The 17,811-nt window shown below is 72.1% G+C and carries 16 protein-coding genes; 8 read left to right on the plus strand and 8 right to left on the minus strand.

Annotated features, from left to right (window positions below):
* Positions 1-4: 4 nt before the first annotated feature.
* The 4 genes from AB0A65_RS03385 (at position 5) to AB0A65_RS03400 (ending at position 3,945) form a co-directional block, all read left to right on the plus strand.
* A complete protein-coding gene (locus AB0A65_RS03385) occupies positions 5-1,072 on the plus strand; it encodes an MHYT domain-containing protein (RefSeq protein ID WP_359945481.1) in 1,068 nt (355 codons plus the stop codon).
* Positions 1,073-1,285: 213 nt separating this feature from the next.
* Positions 1,286-1,615: a hypothetical protein gene (locus AB0A65_RS03390; RefSeq protein ID WP_359945484.1), complete on the plus strand. Its 330-nt coding sequence runs from the start codon at positions 1,286-1,288 to the stop codon at positions 1,613-1,615.
* 9 nt (positions 1,616-1,624) lie between these two features.
* A complete protein-coding gene (locus AB0A65_RS03395) occupies positions 1,625-2,329 on the plus strand; it encodes a hypothetical protein (protein WP_359945487.1) in 705 nt (234 codons plus the stop codon).
* Between the two features lie 2 nt (positions 2,330-2,331).
* Positions 2,332-3,945: a hypothetical protein gene (locus tag AB0A65_RS03400; RefSeq protein ID WP_359945490.1), complete on the plus strand. Its 1,614-nt coding sequence runs from the start codon at positions 2,332-2,334 to the stop codon at positions 3,943-3,945.
* A gap of 93 nt (positions 3,946-4,038) precedes the next feature.
* Here the strand turns inward: AB0A65_RS03400 and ccsB are convergent, their stop codons facing one another.
* From ccsB to AB0A65_RS03440, 8 genes are all read right to left on the minus strand, one after another.
* On the minus strand, positions 4,039-5,010 hold the full coding sequence (ccsB, locus tag AB0A65_RS03405) for a c-type cytochrome biogenesis protein CcsB (RefSeq protein ID WP_359945493.1): 972 nt from the start codon (positions 5,008-5,010) through the stop codon (positions 4,039-4,041).
* On the minus strand, positions 5,007-6,608 hold the full coding sequence (locus AB0A65_RS03410; protein WP_359945496.1) for a cytochrome c biogenesis protein ResB: 1,602 nt from the start codon (positions 6,606-6,608) through the stop codon (positions 5,007-5,009). The genes ccsB and AB0A65_RS03410 overlap by 4 nt, the downstream gene beginning before the upstream one ends.
* The gene (locus AB0A65_RS03415) at positions 6,605-7,357 is read right to left on the minus strand and encodes a cytochrome c biogenesis protein CcdA (protein WP_359945499.1); all 753 of its coding nucleotides are present in this window, start codon (positions 7,355-7,357) and stop codon (positions 6,605-6,607) included. Before AB0A65_RS03415 ends, AB0A65_RS03410 begins: the two co-directional genes overlap by 4 nt.
* Positions 7,358-7,397: 40 nt before the next feature.
* Positions 7,398-7,556, minus strand: a complete 159-nt coding sequence (locus AB0A65_RS03420) for a hypothetical protein (RefSeq protein WP_359945502.1) — start codon at positions 7,554-7,556, stop codon at positions 7,398-7,400.
* Positions 7,556-8,125, minus strand: coding sequence for a TlpA disulfide reductase family protein (locus AB0A65_RS03425; RefSeq protein WP_359945505.1), 570 nt, complete (start codon positions 8,123-8,125; stop codon positions 7,556-7,558). The genes AB0A65_RS03420 and AB0A65_RS03425 overlap by 1 nt, the downstream gene beginning before the upstream one ends.
* A 23-nt stretch (positions 8,126-8,148) precedes the next feature.
* Positions 8,149-8,802 (minus strand): histidine phosphatase family protein, encoded by a 654-nt coding sequence (locus AB0A65_RS03430; RefSeq protein WP_359945508.1) that lies wholly within the window; start codon positions 8,800-8,802, stop codon positions 8,149-8,151.
* On the minus strand, positions 8,799-10,103 hold the full coding sequence (gene hemL / locus AB0A65_RS03435; RefSeq protein WP_359945511.1) for a glutamate-1-semialdehyde 2,1-aminomutase: 1,305 nt from the start codon (positions 10,101-10,103) through the stop codon (positions 8,799-8,801). The genes AB0A65_RS03430 and hemL overlap by 4 nt, the downstream gene beginning before the upstream one ends.
* A gap of 77 nt (positions 10,104-10,180) precedes the next feature.
* Entirely contained in the window at positions 10,181-11,812 is a 1,632-nt protein-coding gene (locus AB0A65_RS03440) for an adenylate/guanylate cyclase domain-containing protein (RefSeq protein WP_359945514.1), read from the minus strand.
* 640 nt (positions 11,813-12,452) lie between these two features.
* Here AB0A65_RS03440 and AB0A65_RS03445 point away from each other — a divergent pair.
* From AB0A65_RS03445 to AB0A65_RS03460, 4 genes are all read left to right on the plus strand, one after another.
* Entirely contained in the window at positions 12,453-13,307 is an 855-nt protein-coding gene (locus AB0A65_RS03445) for a lytic transglycosylase domain-containing protein (protein WP_359945517.1), read from the plus strand.
* Positions 13,308-13,378: 71 nt separating this feature from the next.
* Positions 13,379-14,404 carry a GNAT family N-acetyltransferase gene (locus AB0A65_RS03450; protein ID WP_359945520.1) on the plus strand — a complete coding sequence of 342 codons (1,026 nt, stop codon included), beginning with the start codon at positions 13,379-13,381 and terminating at the stop codon, positions 14,402-14,404.
* A 95-nt stretch (positions 14,405-14,499) separates the two neighbouring features.
* Positions 14,500-16,305, plus strand: a complete 1,806-nt coding sequence (locus AB0A65_RS03455) for an NAD-binding protein (protein ID WP_359945523.1) — start codon at positions 14,500-14,502, stop codon at positions 16,303-16,305.
* A 153-nt stretch (positions 16,306-16,458) separates the two neighbouring features.
* On the plus strand, positions 16,459-17,724 hold the full coding sequence (locus AB0A65_RS03460; protein WP_359945526.1) for a serine protease: 1,266 nt from the start codon (positions 16,459-16,461) through the stop codon (positions 17,722-17,724).
* The last annotated feature ends 87 nt before the right edge of the window (positions 17,725-17,811 follow it).

The raw sequence follows: 17,811 nt of genomic DNA on the forward strand, positions 1-17,811 counted from the left end.
ACTGATGGAACATGTGAGTCACTTCACTTACGGGTGGATCAATCCGATCATGTCGTTCGGGTTCGCCTTCGCGGGCTCGCTCCTCGCGCTCATGTGCATGACGCAGGCGCGCAGGCAGGACGGCACGGTGAAGGCGGCCCGCAAGCGCGTGCAGTGGATCGCCCTCGCATCGTTCTCCTTGGGCGCCACGGCGATCTGGATGATGCACTTCACCGCGATGATCGGCTTCAAAGTCCTCGACTCCGACATCGCCTACGACCCGCTCGTGACCTTCCTGAGCCTCCTGGCCTCCGTCGGCTCGGTGTTCTTCGGCCTCCTCGTGGCCGGCACCGGCACCCGCGGCACCGTCGGCAAGATCCTCATCGCCGGACCGCTCACCGGACTCGGCGTCGTCGTCATGCACTACTCGGGCATGGCCGCGATCAACGTCTCGGGGCACATCACCCACGACCAGACCTACTTCATCGCGGCCGTCGTCATCGCCGTCGTCGCCGCCACGGTCGCGCTGTTCTGCGGCATGTACCTCGAAGGCTGGAAGTGGCACACCGCCGCCGCCGTCGTCATGGCGATCGCGGTGTGCGGCATGCACTACACGGGCATGGCGGGCGTCCGCGTCACCCTCTACAACCGGGGCCGCGACACCGTCGAGGGCATCGACCCGATCATGCTGATCCTCCCGATCCTCGGCGTCGCCACCCTCGGCATCATCGTGCTCCTGTTCGCGCTCATGGGGACCACCCCCAAGACCGTGAGCCGCCGCGAGCAGCTCGGCATCCACGTCGAGGACGAAGAGGTCCTCCCCACCGCCACCGGCGCCATCCAGGTCGACCGCATGCGCTCCCAGCAGCAGCGCCCCCGCACCCCGGGCCGCGTCCGCAACCGCACCGAGCGCACCGCGGGCCACGTCCCCGACCAGCGCCCCGCCACGCCCCCGATCCCCGCCCCCCAAGGCCAGGACGACATCCCCCGCATCGTCCCCGACCACCCCCGCGCCCAGCGCTCCTTCCAGCAGGCCGACCTCGACGTCACCGCCGAACGCTACGGAGCCGCCCGCAACACCCGAGGCCACTGAGCCGCCGACACCGACCCGCGCACCCGTCAAGCAGCGCGAACGGCCCCCGCTCGATCGAGCGGGGGCCGTTCCCGTGCACCTTATATATATGCGCGGCTACGCACCGTCGATTCCATGCGCCCGACCGGGTTTCGGTGTACCACACGATCAGTGACGAGCCGATACCATGAAGCTCAGAGCAAATGATCCCGATTTAACCCCGGAGGTCCCGTCGTGGCCCAACGGATCCTCGATCCCGCATACCTGGAAGCCTTCCGAGACGAACTGGTCGCGAGGCTCAACTTCGTCACCGAGCTGACCCAGAAGCTCGTGTCCGGCAACGAACTCGGCGTCGAGCCCGGGTTCGGACTGCTCGAAGCCTCGCAGCAGGCCCGCGCCGATTACGCTCGCGCGCACGAGGAGACCTGGAACAACCTCCAGAAACTCCGACAGGACCTGTACGGTGCGATCGTGACGCTCAACGACTCGCTCGGCGTCCACACGGACTCCGAGGAGCTGAACGTCCAGATCCTCAGCGCACCCGACGCGGACACCGAGAGCTAGGACCCCTCCATGAAGCGATTCGCAAAGACCGCCGCGGCCGCCGGCGCCGCCGCCCTCCTCCTCGCCGCCTGCAACGGCGCCGACGAGCCCTCCGGGGACGCGACCGACGGGGGCGGCGACGACCCCGTCTACGCGGCGATGGCCTCCTGGAACGCCTGCGAGGTCCTCGGCGACCTCCAGCCGGTCACCGACTACATGGGCATCGTCGGCTGGGGCGCCTCGACCTCCGAAGGCGGGCTCCCCGGCAACTCCGAGCTCGGCAACACCTGGGACCCGGACGCGATGGGCTGCAACGGCCTCTTCAACCTCGGCGACTACGAGGGCTACTCGATGAGCGGCGAGTTCAGCGTCGGCATCGTCCCCGCCGAGAGCGAGGAGGCGGCGGCCGCCGCGTACGACGAGCGCCTCTCCGCGATCGAGTCCGACGCCTCCGCGGGGCAGGACCTCGTGCAGGAGGAGTTCGGCGACCCCTGGGACCAGGGCGCGGCGTACTCCTGGGTCGGCGACGCCGACCAGCCGTACACGCAGGTCATCGCCCAGGACGGGCAGTGGGTCTTCCACATCGACCTGTACCACTCCAACGACTACGGGCTCCGCGGCGGCGGCGACCCCGCGCTGGCCTTCACCGAGGACGGCCTCCGGCAGTGGTTCGTCGAGACCTATCTGCCGCAGGTGAACCAGACCGTCAACGACCGGATAGCGGAGGTGCAGTAGCCATGGGCGACGACATCGAGTACGCGGCCGAGGACTACAGCGGCATGGAGGGCGCGACGGCGTCGGGCGGCGTGGCGACCGCCGAGGAGTCGTACCTCGTGACCGGCGAGGGCTGCGCCGACTCCAACTGCACGAACCGGCAGAGCCCGGCGGAGGTCGCCTGGATCAAGCTGGTCTCCGCGATCCCCGTGGCCGGGCAGGCCGAGAGCTTCCAGTGCGTCGCGGGCGGAACGGCCGCTCCGACGCCCGAGGAGGTCCAGTCGATGGTCGCGCAGATCCGGCCGGCCAACGGCGACGACTACGCGCTCCGCACCATCGCCGAGAAGTGGACGACCGCGCAGTTCGACTTCGCCGCGAACGAGTCCACGGCCGTCGCCCCGATCCTGCGGACGAAGCTCTCCGAGCTGTCGAACGGCTGGCAGGGCGACGACTTCGACGCGTTCGCCGAGCAGATGGAGACCGTCTTCACCAACTGCGAGCAGATCGGCGCCGAGGTCGGCGACGGCACCGCGGGCATGTCGGGCCTCCTCAACCAGGCCGCCGACGAGATCTACGCCCTGCAAGGCGGCGAGTCGAAGGAGCTCCCCTACCCCGCGCCCCAGTACTGGGTGAAGGACGAGGGCGGACTGTTCTCCGATCCCGAAGTGCACCACCGGCCCCCGTTCACCGACGGGGGGTGCGAGGTCACCGACGGCTGCTCGTGGGACGGCGAGGACGACTCCGCCAACCGGGCCATGGAGCTCGGCGGCTTCGACGGCGACTACGCCAACGAGCTGGGCCAGTACGTCACCGACCAGACCGAGTACCACCTGTCGCGGCTGAAGAACGAGAACCCGGACGCCACCGACGCCGAACTGCGGACCGAGGCCGAGGAGCTCGCCAAGCGGGACGGCGACACGCGCGCCAAGCGCGACTACGACTCCGGCTCCGAGGACTACCAGGACCGCTCCGCCGAGCAGAACGACACCGTGATCGCCAGATGGGAGGACGCGGAGATCACGACGCAGGAGTTCAGCCCCACCGTCGAAACGGTGCAGGACACCACCTTCCGCGAATCCGGGGCCGACCTCGACGGCGGGGGCTACTCGCCGCCGAGCGGCGGGGACTTCAATGGGTCGCCCACGAGCTCCGGGTCGAGCGGGCTGAACCCGCCGCCGAGCACGACGAAGTTCGGGGAGGGGACGACGACGTCGACCGTCCCGCCCTGGTCGCCCGATGACGCGGCGACCGGGGACGAGGACCCGTCGGGCGGTCTCGCCAGCGGCGGGCTCGGGTCGGGCGGGCTGCCCGGTGGCGGTGCGGGCGGCGGGGCCGGTGGGCTTCCCGGCGGTGGCGCCGGGGGCGGCATGGGGTCCGGGATGGGCCTGTTCGGGCCTGCGGGCGGCGGCGGTGTCGGCGCCGGGGCCGGTGCGAAGGCCGGCGGGGCCGGGCTCGGGAAGGGCCAGGGGCTGTTCGGGAAGACCGCGGGCGGCGCCGGGATGATGGGCGGCGGCGCGGGCGGACGCCCGGGCGCCGGAGGCGACGAGGACGGCGAGGGCCAGGACACGTGGCTCACCGAGGACGAGGACGTCTGGGGCCTGGCGAGGTTCGATGACGACAACGACCCGCTCGCCTAGAAGGCCGTTGAACCCCGACTGAAGCGACCTGATGATGCGATCGGGCCCCCTTGCACTGGCGCGCAAGGGGGCCCGATCGGCGTTCTGTAGAGGTCAGACTCCCGCGTAGGAGTGGAGGCCGCCGAAGACGAGGTTGACGGCGGTCAGGTTGAAGAGCATGACCGCGTAGCCGAGGATCGCGATCCAGGGGGCGTTGGCCTTGGCGGACTTGCCGGAGACGCGCGCGTGCAGGTAGGCGGCGTAGACGACCCAGGCGATGAAGGCCCAGACCTCCTTGGGGTCCCAGTTCCAGTAGCGGCCCCACGCCAGGTGCGCCCAGACCGAGCCCGCGACGATGCCGAAGGTCAGCAGCGGGAACGCGAAGACGTGGATCTTGAACGTCAGGCGCTCAAGCACGGTCGCGTCCGGGAGGCGCTCGGCGATGTTGATGGGGAAGCGGACCGGCTTGCCGTCCGAGACGCGGCGGTCGTGGCCGCGGCGCAGCAGGTGCAGGATCGCGAAGACGCAGCCGATGAGGAGGATGCCGGAGGCGGCGATGGCGGCCGTGACGTGGATGATGATCCAGTACGAGTCGAGGGCCGGGACCAGCGGTCCGGCCTCGGTGTACACGCGGACCGAGGTGCCGAGGACCATCGTGACGGCGAAGGTCGCGAACAGGCCGAGGCGCCGCGGGACGGAGCCGCGCGAGACGAGGAACAGCCAGGTGGTCATGCCCGCGAGGGCGACGCCCACGGTGTACTCGAACATGTTGCCCCACGGCCACCGTCCGGTGTAGACGACCCGGACGACGATGCTCGCGGCGAGCGCGGCAGTGCCCAGGAACGTCAGGACGAGGCCGAGGCGGCCCGCGCCGCGGGCGGCCGCGGGGCTGATGGGGGCCTCGGACGGCGCTTCGACGGCGTCGTCGGAGGGGGTGTCGCCTCCGCCGCCGGCGGCGACGAGGGCGTTGGCGCGCTTGGGGGCTCGTTTGTCGAAGGCGTATTCGACGGCGTAGGAGAACATCGCCGCCGCGTAGACGACGATGGTCGCGACGAACAGGGCGTTCGCGACTTCGGCACCGGTCATTGGTCACTCCTGTCGGTACTGGTTCCCGGCGGCCGGAAGTCGGGAGCGATCGCGGCGGTGAGTTCGTCGCACTCCTCGTCGAGGCCGTCGAAGTCGTTGCGGTTGAGGCCGGCGGTCTCGACGGTGCCGTCGGGGTTCCACCGGATCCAGTAGCGCCTGCGGCGCACGGCGAGTCCGGGCAGCAGGCCGAGGAGCAGCAGGACCGCGCCCGCGAGGACGACGGGCCCGCCGGGGTCGTGGCGGACCTGGAGGACCGCGTACTGCTCGACGCCGTCGAAGGCGAGGGTGCTGCCGTCGGGGAGGGTCATGGCGTCGCCGACGCCGATGACCTCGACGTCGTCGTTGACCTGCTCCAGTGCGCCGGAGGCGATCTGGTCCTCGTTGATGGAGTACACCGACTCGGGCAGCCCGTCGCCGAGGCCCAGGTCACCGGTGTAGGCGGTGAGCGCGAGGACCGGGTTGTTCAGCTCGGGGTCGGAGCCGAGGAGCATCGCGGTCGAGTCGTCGAAGGTGGGCACGAGGATCGCGTCGAAGCCGACTTCGGCGTCGTCGTCGACGGCGCCGGTCTCCGGGTCGACGTTCACGTCGGGGAACTTGAAGGCGCCCTCGGAGTTCAGGGCCGCGTCCATCGACAGGAACTCCTGGTGGAGCGTCTGGGTCTGCCCGTACCGGTCGGTGTAGGTGACGACGGCGGTGTAGCCGTGGCCGATGAGGAAGACGTTGGTGCCGTCGATGTTCAGCGGGTGGTTGACCTTGAGGTCGTACTCGCCGGTCTCGGTCCCGCTGTCGTCCGTGGTCTCGTAGGTGACGTCGGCGTCGAAGGCGGTGGGGCCGCCGTTGGTGAACTCGGCGTCGAACTCGTCGAGGGTGACGCAGAACTGCGGGAGGTCGGTCTCGTCGACCCAGGCGCCGAGCCCGTACTCGTCGTACTGCTGGAGGTTGTTGCAGTACGCCTTGTCCTCGGAGAGGATGCGGTTCCCGTACCAGCTCATGAGGCTCCCGGCGGCGACGCCGACGAGCACGAAGATGATCGAGGTGTGGAACAGGAGGTTCCCGGTCTCGCGCAGGTAGCCCTTCTCGGCGGCGATGACGACGGTGCCGTCCTCGTGCTCGCGCACGGCGGTGCGCCAGCGCCGCTGCTTGAGGACGGCGCGGGCGCGGCCCTGGTTGGCGTCGGTACCAGGGTCGAGGACGCGGTGGTACGGGAGGATCGAGAGGCGCTTGGGGGCGTCGGGGACCTTGGCGCGCAGGGCTTTCCAGTGGACGCCGAGGCGCGGGATGATGCAGCCGACGAGGCTGATCATGAGGAGCAGGTAGATCGCGGAGAACCACGGCGAGGTGTAGACGTCGAAGGCCCACACGCGGTCGAGCCACGGGGCGAGGTCGGGGTGCTCGTCGAAGTACCCGGCGACGTCGACGGTGCTGATGGACCGCTGCGGGAACGTCGATCCGGGGATCGCGGCGAGCGCGAGCACGAGGAGGAGGATGAGCGCGGTGCGCATGGCGGTGAGCTGGTGCCACCAGCGGCGCCAGAACGCGCGGAGGCGCTTGGCGGGCTTGGGTTTGCGGGGCGCCTTGGGCGTCAGGGTCGCGGTCACAGCAGGCTCACCCCGGTTCCGACGGTGGCTCGCAGCCAGTTGGTGAACTCGCCCCAGGCGCCGGTGGCGAGCATGACGCCGACGGCGACGAGCATGACGCCGCCGGCGATGGAGATGGCGCGGCCGTGGCGCTTGAGGAAGTCGAGGGCGCGGGCGAGGCGGTGCATGCCGACGGCGAAGAGCACGAACGGGAGGCCGAGTCCGGCGCAGTAGGCGATCATGAGGCCGACGCCGCGGGCGGTGCCGTCCTGGATGACGGCGAGGCTGGTGATGGCGGCGAGCACCGGCGAAGTGCAGGGGATCCAGGAGAGCGCGAAGACGGCGCCGAACAGGGGCGCCCCGGCGAGGCCGACGGCGGGCCGCCATCTGGGGGCGAAGCCGCCGCGGGTGGGGATGAGGCCGATGAACATGAGGCCCATGGCGATCATGACGATCCCGGCGACGGTCTCCAGGACGGAGGTGTTCTGGAGGAGGGCGCGTCCGGCGCTCTGGAGGGCGAAGACGAGCACGGTGTACACGGCGGTGAATCCGGCGACGAACAGGAGGGCGCCGGTGAGGACGCGTCCGAGGCGGCGCTCGGCGGGGCGGTCGGCGCGCAGTTCGGTGCCGCTCATGCCGGTCACGTAGGAGACGTACCCGGGCATGAGGGGGAGGGTGCAGGGGGACGCGAAGGAGACGAGCCCGGCGAGCGCGGCGACGCCGAACGCGAGGAGCAGCGGCCCGGAGGCGGCGGTCTCGGCGGGGTTCACGCGGCGCCCAATGTTTCGGGCGCGGCGGTCGCGGGGCGGGTCACTCGGCGTCCTCCCGGGGGGCCGCGGTCTCGGAAGCGGGGGCGTTGAGGCGGCGCTTGACGAGGGAGGTGACGGCGACGGCGGCGATGGCGGCGGTCCCGGCCATGACGGCGCGCTTGGCGGCCTTGCGGAGGGCGGGGTTGTCGGTCGTGCGCATCAGGACTCCAGGGCTTTGGTGACGTCGGCGACGATCGTCTCGGTGTCGTCGAGGGCGCCGCGCCAGATGGAGAACACGCGGTGCTGTGCGTCGATGACGATCGTGGCGGGGATGTCGTTCGGGGAGAGGCCGTAGTCGACGAACTGGTCGGCGATGCGGCCGGCCTCGTCCTCGATGGACGGGTACTCGACGCCCCAGCGGTTCTCGAACGCCTTCGCGGCGTCGGGGGTGTCGCGGATGTTCACGCCGAGGAACCGGACCGATTCGCCCGCAAGGGATTCGGCGGCCTCGACGAGGTAGGGGGCCTCGGCGACGCAGGGCGGGCACCAGGAGCCCCAGAAGTTGACGACGAGGACGCTTCCGGCCCACTCGTCGGTGTCGACGGCGTTCCCGTCGAGGTCGGTGCCCTGGAGGCGGGGCGCGTCGAAGCGCTCGTCCGGGTCCTCCCACCGGTAGTTCGAGCCGTCGCCGGAGACGAACCGGTCCCGGTTGATCTCGTTGACCCGGTCGGCGTTCTCGCCGGACTCGCCGCAGGCCGCGAGGGCCAGCAGCGGTGCCGCAGCCAGCATGGTCCTCCGCCGCAGCCCCACGGTCAGGCGCCCTTGGCCCGCCGGGCCGACGCGGACCTGAGCACGAGGTGCGCGGCCGGTTCGGAGTACTCGACGCGGGCGAGCGTCTCGCCTTCGTAGACGAAGCTGGTGACGGACGCGAGGGCGCACTGGCGCTTGCGCGGGTCGTGCCAGAGGCGCTTGCGCTCGGCGAAGCGGCGGACCGTCCAGATGGGGAGCTGGTGGGAGACGATGACCGCTTCGGCGCCGTCGGCGGCGGCGCGGGCCTTGTCGACGGCGTCCATCATGCGGCGCGCGATGTCGAGGTACGCCTCGCCCCAGGAGGGGCGGAAGGGGTCGCGCAGGCGCCACCAGTAGCGGGGCTCGCGCAGCGCCCCGTCGCCGACGCCGACCTTGAGGCCCTCGAAGGAGTTCCCGGCCTCGATGACGCCGTCGTAGGTGACGGCGTGGAGGCGGTGGGAGGCGGCGACGGGCTCGGCGGTCTCCTGGGCGCGCTGGAGCGGGGACGCGCCGACGTGGACGACGTCGCGCTTGGCGAGCCGCTCGGCGGCGGCCACGGCCATCTCCCGGCCGAGCTCGGACAGGCCGTACCCGGGCAGGCGCCCGTAGAGGATGCCCTCCGGGTTGTGGACCTCGCCGTGGCGCAGCAGGTGGACGATGGTCTTGGAGCCGCTCATGAGCGCACCTTAGCCGCGGCTTCGGCGGCGGGTTGCAGCGCCTGTTCGATGTGTGACAGGGCTTCCTCGCCGATCGCGGCCGACGTGAACCAGCACTCGAACGCGCTGGGCGGCAGGTACACGCCGTGTTCGAGCATCGCGTTGTGGAACGCCCCGAACGCGGCCGTGTCCTGGGCTTTCGCCTCGGTGAAGTCCTTGACGGCGGTGTCGGTGAAGAACACGGAGAAGAGGTTCGAGGGCGCGGAGACGTAGTGCGGGACTCCGGCCTTGGTGAGGGCTTCCGCGGCCATGCGCTGGATCTCGGCGGCGGTGGCGTCGAGGGTGCGGTAGACGGCGTCGTCGCAGGCGCGGAGGGTCGCGAGCCCGGCGGCGACGGCGAGCGGGTTCCCCGAGAGCGTCCCGGCCTGGTAGACGGGCCCGGCGGGGCTGATCATCGACATGAGGTCGGCGCGGCCGCCGAACGCGGCGGCGGGCAGGCCCCCGCCCATGACCTTGCCGTACGTGTACAGGTCGGCGGGGGCGGCGAGGCCGCCGGGGGCGACGCGGAAGCCGGTCATGACCTCGTCGGAGATGAGGAGCGCGCCGCGGGCGTGCGCGGCGGCGTAGAGCTTCTCGTTGAACCCGTCGAGGGGGGCGACGGCGCCCATGTTGCCGGGGACGGCCTCGGTGATGACGGCGGCGATCTGCCCGGGGTGGGCGGCGAACGCGGCTTCGACGGCGCCGAGGTCGTTGTAGGGCACGACGACCGTGTCGGCCGCGGCGGCGGCGGGGACGCCGGGCGAGTCGGGGTGGCCGAGGGTGGCGACGCCCGATCCGGCTTCGGCGAGGAAGTAGTCGGCGTGGCCGTGGTAGCAGCCCGCGAACTTGATCACCTTGTCGCGGCCGGTGGCGGCGCGGGCGAGGCGCACGGCGCTCATGGTGGCCTCGGTGCCGGAGGACACGAGGCGGACCATCTCGCAGGGCGTGCGGTCGGTGATGAGCTCGGCGAGCTCGATCTCGCCGACGGTGGGCGCCCCGTAGGAGGTGCCGCGGGCGGCGGCCTCGGCGAGCGCCGCGACGACGTCGGGGTGGGCGTGCCCGAGGATGAGCGGGCCCCACGAGCCGACGAGGTCGACGTAGGTGTTCCCGTCGACGTCGGTCATCCGCGCGCCCTTGGCCTCCGCGATGAACACGGGGTCCCCGCCGACGCCCCGGAACGCCCTGACCGGCGAGTTCACGCCGCCGGGGATGACACGCGCCGCCCGTTCGGCGGCGGCCTTCGAGCGGGAGCGGTCGAGCGGCCCCGGTTGCCTGTCAGTCACGGCCCCAGCATCGCACACGCCCCGCGCGGGCCGCGGGAGCGGCGGCGGCGGGTGTGGACCCCGCCGCCGCCTCCGCTTCAGGCGACCGCGCGCAGGCGCGGGGGGTTGAACGGGACCGGGTGGACGAGGCGCTCGGCGAGGTCGAGGCGGGCCGCGGGGGCCGCGTCCGGGACCGCGTCGGGGCCGGCGAGGAGCCAGCGCAGCGGCGCGGGGACCCGGTAGACGGCCTGGTCCATCGCGGGCCGCTCGATCACCACGAGGGCGGCGTCCACGAGTTCGACGAGCGCTTCGAGGCTGCCGTCGCGCTGGCGGCACAGGTCGAGGACCTCGTCGACGCTCGCGCCCCGCTCGCGCGCGGCGAGTTCGAGCAGGACCGCGCGGGCGGGGCCGGAGATCGCGGCGACCGCGTCGTCGATGGCGGCGCGGAACCGCCCGCCCGCGTCGAGGACCGCGACCGGGTCGGCGCGCAGCCGCCGCAGGGCCGCCTGCGGGGACGCGAGCGCGACGAGGTCGGCGAGCGCGAGGAGCGCGGGCGGGAAGTTCTCGACGGCGGCGGCGAGGCCGCGGCAGTCGGCGGCGGTCCACGGCGCGCCGCGGTCCTCGCAGAACCCGGCGAGCATCGCGGCGCCGACCGAACCCGCGGGCAGGTCCAGGGAGCGCTTGACGGCGCCCGGCAGGTCGAGCGGCCTGCGGCCGACGGCGAGCAGGTGCAGTTCCGGGCAGGACTCCAGGAGCAGCAGCAGCTCGGAGCGGCGCTCGGCGCCGAGGCGGTCGGTGCCGTCCACGACGAGGAGCGCGCGGCGGTCCCGGAAGTGGTCGGTGACCGTGGCCATCGGGTCGCGCAGCGGCTCCGAGCGCAGGTCCAGGGCGTCCAGGAGGGCCCGGCCGAGGTCGGGCCCGGCGTCGGAGTACCAGACGCCGTGCTCGTAGGAGGCGAGGCGCTTGCGGGCCCACGCCTTCGCGAACACGGTCTTGCCGCACCCGGGCAGCCCGGAGAGGGCGACCATGCGGCCGACGGCGAACGCCCGGTCCAGTTCGCGGGCGTCCTCGGGGCGCTCCACGGGCGGCTTCAACGCGTGCGGCAGGTTGTGGAGGCGCGGGCGCGACGACGGCGGCGGGAAGGCTTCAGGGAGGCCGGGCGTGTCGATCTGGACCAGTTCGGTGGCGCCGGGCAGGCCGCGCAGCTCGAAGTCGCCGAGGCGGCGCACCCGGGTCGGCGGCAGGCCCGCGGCGGCCGCGCACGCCGCGGACGCGAGGATCTGGTCGCCGTGGGCCGCAGAGCAGATGCGCGCGGTCTTGTGCACCTCTGGCGTGGCGTACCCGCCCGCGGAGGGCCACGCCTCGCCGGTGTGCAGGCCCATGCGCACGCGGGGGCGCAGGGGCCCCGAGCCGTGGTCGGGCCAGTCCGCGCCGTGGAGGGCCGCCTGGATCCCGGCCGCGGCGGCGCAGGCCGCCGCCGCGTCGTGGAACGCCACGAAGAACGAGTCGCCCTCGGTGTCGATCTCGACGCCGCCGAGGTCCCTAAGGACCTCGCGGACGAGGGCGCGGTGGCGGTGGAGGACGACCCGGTAGCGCTCGGCGCCGAGGCCCGAGGCGAGGCGCGTGGAGCCCTCGATGTCGGTGAACAGGAACGTGACGTCCCCGGCGGGCAGCGAAGCCGGTCCGGTCGGGCCCTCGCCGCCCCCGCCGGCCGCCGGACGTCCGGCCACATCGGACGGAGATCCATAGGCGGGCGCCGCATTGGCGAACGGCCGGATCCCGTTCCCGTCCGACGGGTTCCGGAGATCCGGTCTCTCGTTGCCAAGCATCGAAAAGGAAGCCAGTGCGGCGTGCGATGCCGTTGTCGTATCCACGTGTCGGTCAACTTTCGTTCAGCCCCCGTATGCCGGGCTGTGGCGCGCTGGTGCGCGGGCACAAATGCCCAGCGGCCTCACAGTGTCACCCCCATCTCAGTCGGTTACCTGCCGTGATGGGAACTGGCACTCCGCAATGGCCGTGTCTTCTCGCCCTTCCGCGGACGTGAGGCCCTCTCGACGCGGGTTTGCTCGTGGCAACCACCGATCCGATATAGGAGAACGATCCGGCCGCCCGCCGGAAGCGGGCGCCGGGAGAATTGTTGCCTCTCAGGCGTTGCCCGCGGGAACGAAACTAGGGAATACTCGCATTCAGTCCGGTCCCGCCGCGGCGCCGCAAGCGCGCCGCCCCGCGGGTGCATACTGGGCGCGCCGCACCGCCCGCGCGCACTCCCGCCCCGCCCGACGAGATCCGCCCCGGACGCCGCGCCGACTCCACCGCAACCCGGCCCCGAGAACCCCGGCCGCCACGATCGAGAAAGGACGACCCGCACCCGTGCTGCTCCTCCTCCGACGCCTCGCACGCCGCCTCGCACCCCTCCCCTGGCGCGCCCTCAAGGCCGCCGGCAGAGGCGTCCGCGCCGCCTGGCGCGCCCTGCGCGCCCCCGCGGGCCGACTCGGCGTCCAGGTCGCGCTCACGGTCCTCGCGGTCACCGGCGCGCTCGCCGCCGGGTGGTTCGTCGTGCCCGGCGCCGGACCCGCCTGGTCGTTCGGCACCGAGCCCAGCCCCGAGGCCGAGGAGGCCCCGCTCGTCCTCACCCCCGAGGACGCCCCCGCCGCGGGCCTGCCCGCCGAGACCGACGGCACGGACGAGTTCGACACCGGCTCCCCCACCGACGGCACCACCACCCAGGCCGGCGCCACCGACCTCGACTCGTGGGCCCGCAGCCTCGCCCACCTCGGCATCCCCGAGCGCGTCCTCGTCGCCTACGGCCGCGCCGAACTCGTCTCCGCCGTCGAGAACCCCGGCTGCAACCTCTCCTGGACCACCCTCGCGGGCATCGGCGCCACCGAGACCAACCACGGCACCACCGGCGGCAACCGCGTCCAGGCCGACGGCACCACCCTCACCCCCATCCGCGGCGCCGACTACGACGAGATGGGCCCCATGCAGTTCCTCCCCAGCACCTGGGACGCATGGAAGGCCGACGGCGACAAGGACGGCCTGTTCAACCCCGACGACGTCGACGACGCCGTCACCGCCGCCGCCAACTACCTGTGCCACGGCGACCGCGACCTCGCGACCCCCGGCGGCTGGCAGGAGGCCGTCCGCTCCTACAACCCCAGGGACGACTACGTGCAGAAGGTGTTCGACCGCGCCGACCAGTACGGCAGGACGAGCGCCGCCTGACGGGGACCCCGACCGCTGCAATCCGTGAGCCGGGGGTTCCGTTCGGTGACGATTTCGGGTAAGGATAAGAGATGCCCCTGAAGCAGCTCGCTCCCGGCGAGATGACGGACGACGACCTCCGCGACTGGTGCTCGGTGCTCAACGACATGACCGCCGCGGACATGCCCGCCGAACCGCGCTGGCGCACCGACCGCCTCCGCGACTACCTCGACGGGACCCTCCCCGAGGACGAGCGGCACCTCTTCCTCGACCGCGACGCCGACGGCGACCTCGTCGGCCACGCCAGCCTCATCGTCTTCGGCGGCGAGCAGGCGGGCACCGGGGTCGTGGAGATGTCCACGCGGCCCTCCGCGCGCGGCAAGGGGGTGGGCACGCGCCTGCTCCGCGCCGTCGCCGACTGCGCCAAGGCCGGCGGCTGCCGGACCCTGTCCGTGGAGGTCATCGCCACCACGCCCGCCGTCGGCTTCTACGACCGGCACGGATTCGCCCGCTCCACCGTCGAGCAGCGGCACCTCCTGCGCTGGTCCGACATCGACTGGGAGAAGATCGAGCACGCCGCCGGGCGCCTCGCCGCCGGGTACCGCCTCGAATACCACGCCGGGGGCGTCCCCGACCGCCTCATGGACTCCTACGCCGACGTCAAGGCGAACCTGCGGTCCGCCCCCGGGAACGTCGCGTTCGTGCCCGAGTGGCGCGGCTCGGCCTACGCGCCGGCCCTCCGCGACTCGTTCCAGACCCTCGCGAGCCGCGGGATGCGCTCGCACATCGCCGTCGCCGTCTCCGAGCCGTACGGGAACGTCGTGGGCCTCACCGAGCTCGTGGTCTCCGCGCAGCGGCCCACCCGCGCCGACCAGTACGACACGGTCGTCGCCCCCGCGCACCGCTCCTACGGGCTCGCGATGACCATGAAGGCCCGGCTCCTCACGGAGCTGCGCCGCGCCGAACCGCAGCTCGTGGACGTCCAGACCTGGACCCTCGACTCCGCCGACGACGTCCGCTGGATCAACGGCGAGCTCGGCTTCGTCCACGACGTCGACTGGTACGACTACGAGGCCGACGTCGACAAGCTCCTGTCCCGCCTCGCCCGCCCCGCCTGACCGGCCCGCCCGCCGGGCCGCCCGACCGTCGCTCGTGAAGATCCCGTGAACTTCTGTACCGCAACCGTTTGCGAATGTTCTTTACACTGACAGTCATGCACCCCCGGCACACCGACCCCGACGACGCGCGCCACGAGCGCCGCGTCATCGTCGTCGGCGACAACGGGCTCACCCTCAGGTTCATCAGGAACCTCGTCGACAACTTCGCGTTCCACGTCGTCGCCGTCATCCCCTCCGGGCCCGGCGGCCAGCGCGAGGAGATCCGCCGCGCCGCCGAGCACAACCACCGCCTCACCATCCGCGAGGCCCGCCACGTCGACGCCGACGTCATCCGCGACGCCGGACTCACCGACGCGTACGCCGTGGCCCTCATGGACCAGAACGACGTCGGGAACCTCCACCTCGCCCTGAAGCTGCGCGAGATGTCCCGCTACCTCAACGACGACACCCTCCCCCGCCTGGTCATCCGCATGTACAACAGCGGCCTGCGGGCCCACATGCAGAAGCTCCTCGGCGACGACGGCGTGTTCGTCAAGTCCGATGCGGACATGGTCGCCCGCACCTACGCGGCCGCGGCGCTGGAGCAGATCCCGCCGGGCGACATCGTCATCTGGGAACGGCGCCTGTACCTCGCGCGCGCGTCCGAACTCGGACGCGCGCAGGCGCAGTGGATCGTCGCCACGGGCAACGAGTTCGGGGTCGACATGATCCCGGACAACCCGGAGGACGCCGACGAGGCCGTGCGGCTCCTGTGCCTCGAACCGGTCGCCGCGCGGCGTTGGGTCGGGCCGATGTGGGAACGGGTGCGGCAGTGGTCCCGGCAGTCGCTGCACACGCTGCGGCGCACGTTCTCCAAGGGCCTGTGGATGGCCGCGGCCGTCCTCATGGCGGTCATGCTCGGCGGCATGACGACGCTGCTGACGGTGAACAGCCTCAACCCGAGCCGGGAGGTCAAGGGCGACTTCTGGGACGCCCTGTACATGCTCGCGATGATGGCCGCGGGCGGCGCCGACCCGGACACGACCGACCACTGGGAGCTGCGACTCACGCACGTCGTCGTGGTCGTCTCGGGGGCGCTGCTCATCCCGGTCGTCACCGGTGCGATCGTCCAGGCCGTCGTGGAGCGCCGGTACGCGCTCGCGGAGGGCCGGATGGTGCGCGCGGTGAGAGACCACGTGATCGTGGTGGGCCTGGGCAACATGGGGACGCGGGTCGTGGAGATCCTGCGGGAGCGGCGGATCCCGGTGGTGGCCATCGAGAAGGACCGCGACGCGATCGGGGTGCGCGCGGCGCGGGCCGCGGGCGCGCAGGTGCTCCTGGGGGACGCGAGCCGCCCGGCGACGCTCCAGGAGGCGGAGGTCAAGTACTCGCGGTCGCTGGTCGCGATGGCGAAGCAGGACTCCGCGAACCTGGAGACGGCCCTGTCGGGCCTGGAATGCAAGCCGGACCTGCGCACGGTCATGCGCATCTACGACCCCGAGTTCGCGGCCCTGATCCGCCGGAACCTGAACAAGAACCGGTCGCTCCACGAGGCGTCGCAGCACTCGTCCTACAGCGCACCACAGGTCGCGGCCGGGTCGTTCGCGCGGGAGCTCACCGACGACGAGATCCTGGAGACCATCCCGGTGCGCGGCCAGATCGCGTACATCGCCGAGGTGACGGTGGAGCAGGGCGCGTGGCTCGACGACGTCCCCGCCCGCAAGGCCACGGTGCCCGGTTCGCACCGGCTCCTCGCGGTGCGCCGCCCCACGGGGAACGTCCGGTGGAACCCCGACGCGGGCTTCCAGATCACCCACGGCGACACGCTCCTGGTCCTGGTGACCCGCAAGGGCCTCAACGAGGTCCGCGCATGCTGCGCGCCCCGTCCCGCTGAGGGAGCGGACGACTTCGACCTCGTGTGACCCTCGCCGTTCGGTGCGAGTGCGCACTCCGCCTTCGCAGCGCCCGGCCGCTTAAGCCTCGTGTGAGCCTCGCCGTTTGGTGTGAGTGTGCGCAACTTCCGGGCCGCTCGCTCGTTTCAACCGTGGAAACATCTCTCACGGAAGGGGCCGGCAGTGGCGGCGAGCGAGCGGAGACCGCGGGCGGATCGAGACGGCGCCGGAGGCGCCGGGAACCTGAAGCGCAAGCGCCGCAAGGCCGTCCTCGCGGCGACCGCGGGCGCGCTGGCGCTGGGCGGCGCGGCGGTCGTGGTCCCCACGGCGTTCGCGGACGACCCGGTCTCGGAGGCCCTCGCGGGCGCATCCGAGATCCTCCCGGTGGACGACTCGCTGCTGGGCCTGGTCGACGTCGGCGAGGTCGAGCAGCTGACCGAGTCGCTGACGTACGCCGACGCGCAGGACGCCGTCACCGTGTCCGGGCCCGACGCCGGGTACGTGAAGGTCCACTTCGAGCGCCTGCTGCTCAACGACGGCGACTACGTGACGGTGTCGAGCCCCGACGGCGCCGAGTCGTACCGGTACGAGGAGTCCATGGTCGACGCCTGGGCGACCTCGATCACCGGCGACACGGCGATCGTGGAGCTGCACCGGGCCGAGTCGAGCCCGGCTTCGGACGCGCTCGGGGTGCTCATCGACCGGGCCGCGTACGGGTTCGCCTCGGACGTGGTGGACGCGCTCGTGGCCGAGCAGGCCGACGCGGCCCACCCGGAGGAGAGCGTCTGCTCGGGCGACGAGAAGAAGTCCTCGGCGTGCTACCGGTCCTCCTACCCGGAGGTCGTGGAGCACGCGGAGCCGGTGGCGCGCCTGCTCATCGACGGGACCGTGCTGTGCACGGCGTTCCGGGTCGGCGAGGACAACCGGATGCTCACCAACCACCACTGCTTCACTGAGACGTGGGAGGCCCAGCAGACGGAGGTCTGGTTCGGGTACGACTGCGTCGCGTGCGGTGCCGACGCCGCGAACATCCCGGTGAAGGTGTCGGGCCAGCAGGTCCTCAAGACGTCGAAGCCCCTGGACTACACGCTGTTCACGGTGGACAACTTCTCGCGCATCGACCAGTTCGGGTACCTGGAGCTGGCCGACGAGCCCGCGAAGGCGGGCGAGGCGATCTACATCCCGCAGCACCCGGCCGGGCGGCCCACTGAGATCGCGATGGAGTCGTCGGTCGACGGCGGCAACTGCGTCGTCAAGAACGCCGTCTACGACGGCTACGTCGCCGGCAGCGACGTCTCCTACTACTGCGACACGGAGTTCGGCTCCTCAGGCTCCCCGGTCATCTCCCGCGACACCCACGAGGTCGTCGCCCTCCACCACTTCGGAGGCTGCCCCAACTCGGGCGTCAACGCCCAGCTGATCAAGGCCGAGATCGGCCACCTGCTCTAGACGCGGCGAACGGCGGCGGGGCGGGGCCCGGGTGGGCGCCCCCCCCCCCCGGGCGAGGGCAAACCCGTGGGGAACCCCCCCCCACCC

The organism is Glycomyces sp. NPDC047010, assembly GCF_040644205.1.
GTDB lineage: Bacteria > Actinomycetota > Actinomycetes > Mycobacteriales > Micromonosporaceae > Glycomyces.

Bases quoted from the DNA above. Each gene is read 5' to 3' on its own strand.
- AB0A65_RS03425 (WP_359945505.1), bottom strand. From the start codon at position 8,125: ATGCTGGCTGCGGCACCGCTGCTGGCCCTCGCGGCCTGCGGCGAGTCC.
- ccsB (WP_359945493.1), bottom strand. From the start codon at position 5,010: ATGACCGGTGCCGAAGTCGCGAACGCCCTGTTCGTCGCGACCATCGTC.
- AB0A65_RS03400 (WP_359945490.1), top strand. From the start codon at position 2,332: ATGGGCGACGACATCGAGTACGCGGCCGAGGACTACAGCGGCATGGAG.
- AB0A65_RS03455 (WP_359945523.1), top strand. From the start codon at position 14,500: ATGCACCCCCGGCACACCGACCCCGACGACGCGCGCCACGAGCGCCGC.
- AB0A65_RS03420 (WP_359945502.1), bottom strand. From the start codon at position 7,556: ATGCGCACGACCGACAACCCCGCCCTCCGCAAGGCCGCCAAGCGCGCC.
- AB0A65_RS03395 (WP_359945487.1), top strand. From the start codon at position 1,625: ATGAAGCGATTCGCAAAGACCGCCGCGGCCGCCGGCGCCGCCGCCCTC.
- AB0A65_RS03450 (WP_359945520.1), top strand. From the start codon at position 13,379: ATGCCCCTGAAGCAGCTCGCTCCCGGCGAGATGACGGACGACGACCTC.
- AB0A65_RS03385 (WP_359945481.1), top strand. From the start codon at position 5: ATGGAACATGTGAGTCACTTCACTTACGGGTGGATCAATCCGATCATG.
- AB0A65_RS03430 (WP_359945508.1), bottom strand. From the start codon at position 8,802: ATGAGCGGCTCCAAGACCATCGTCCACCTGCTGCGCCACGGCGAGGTC.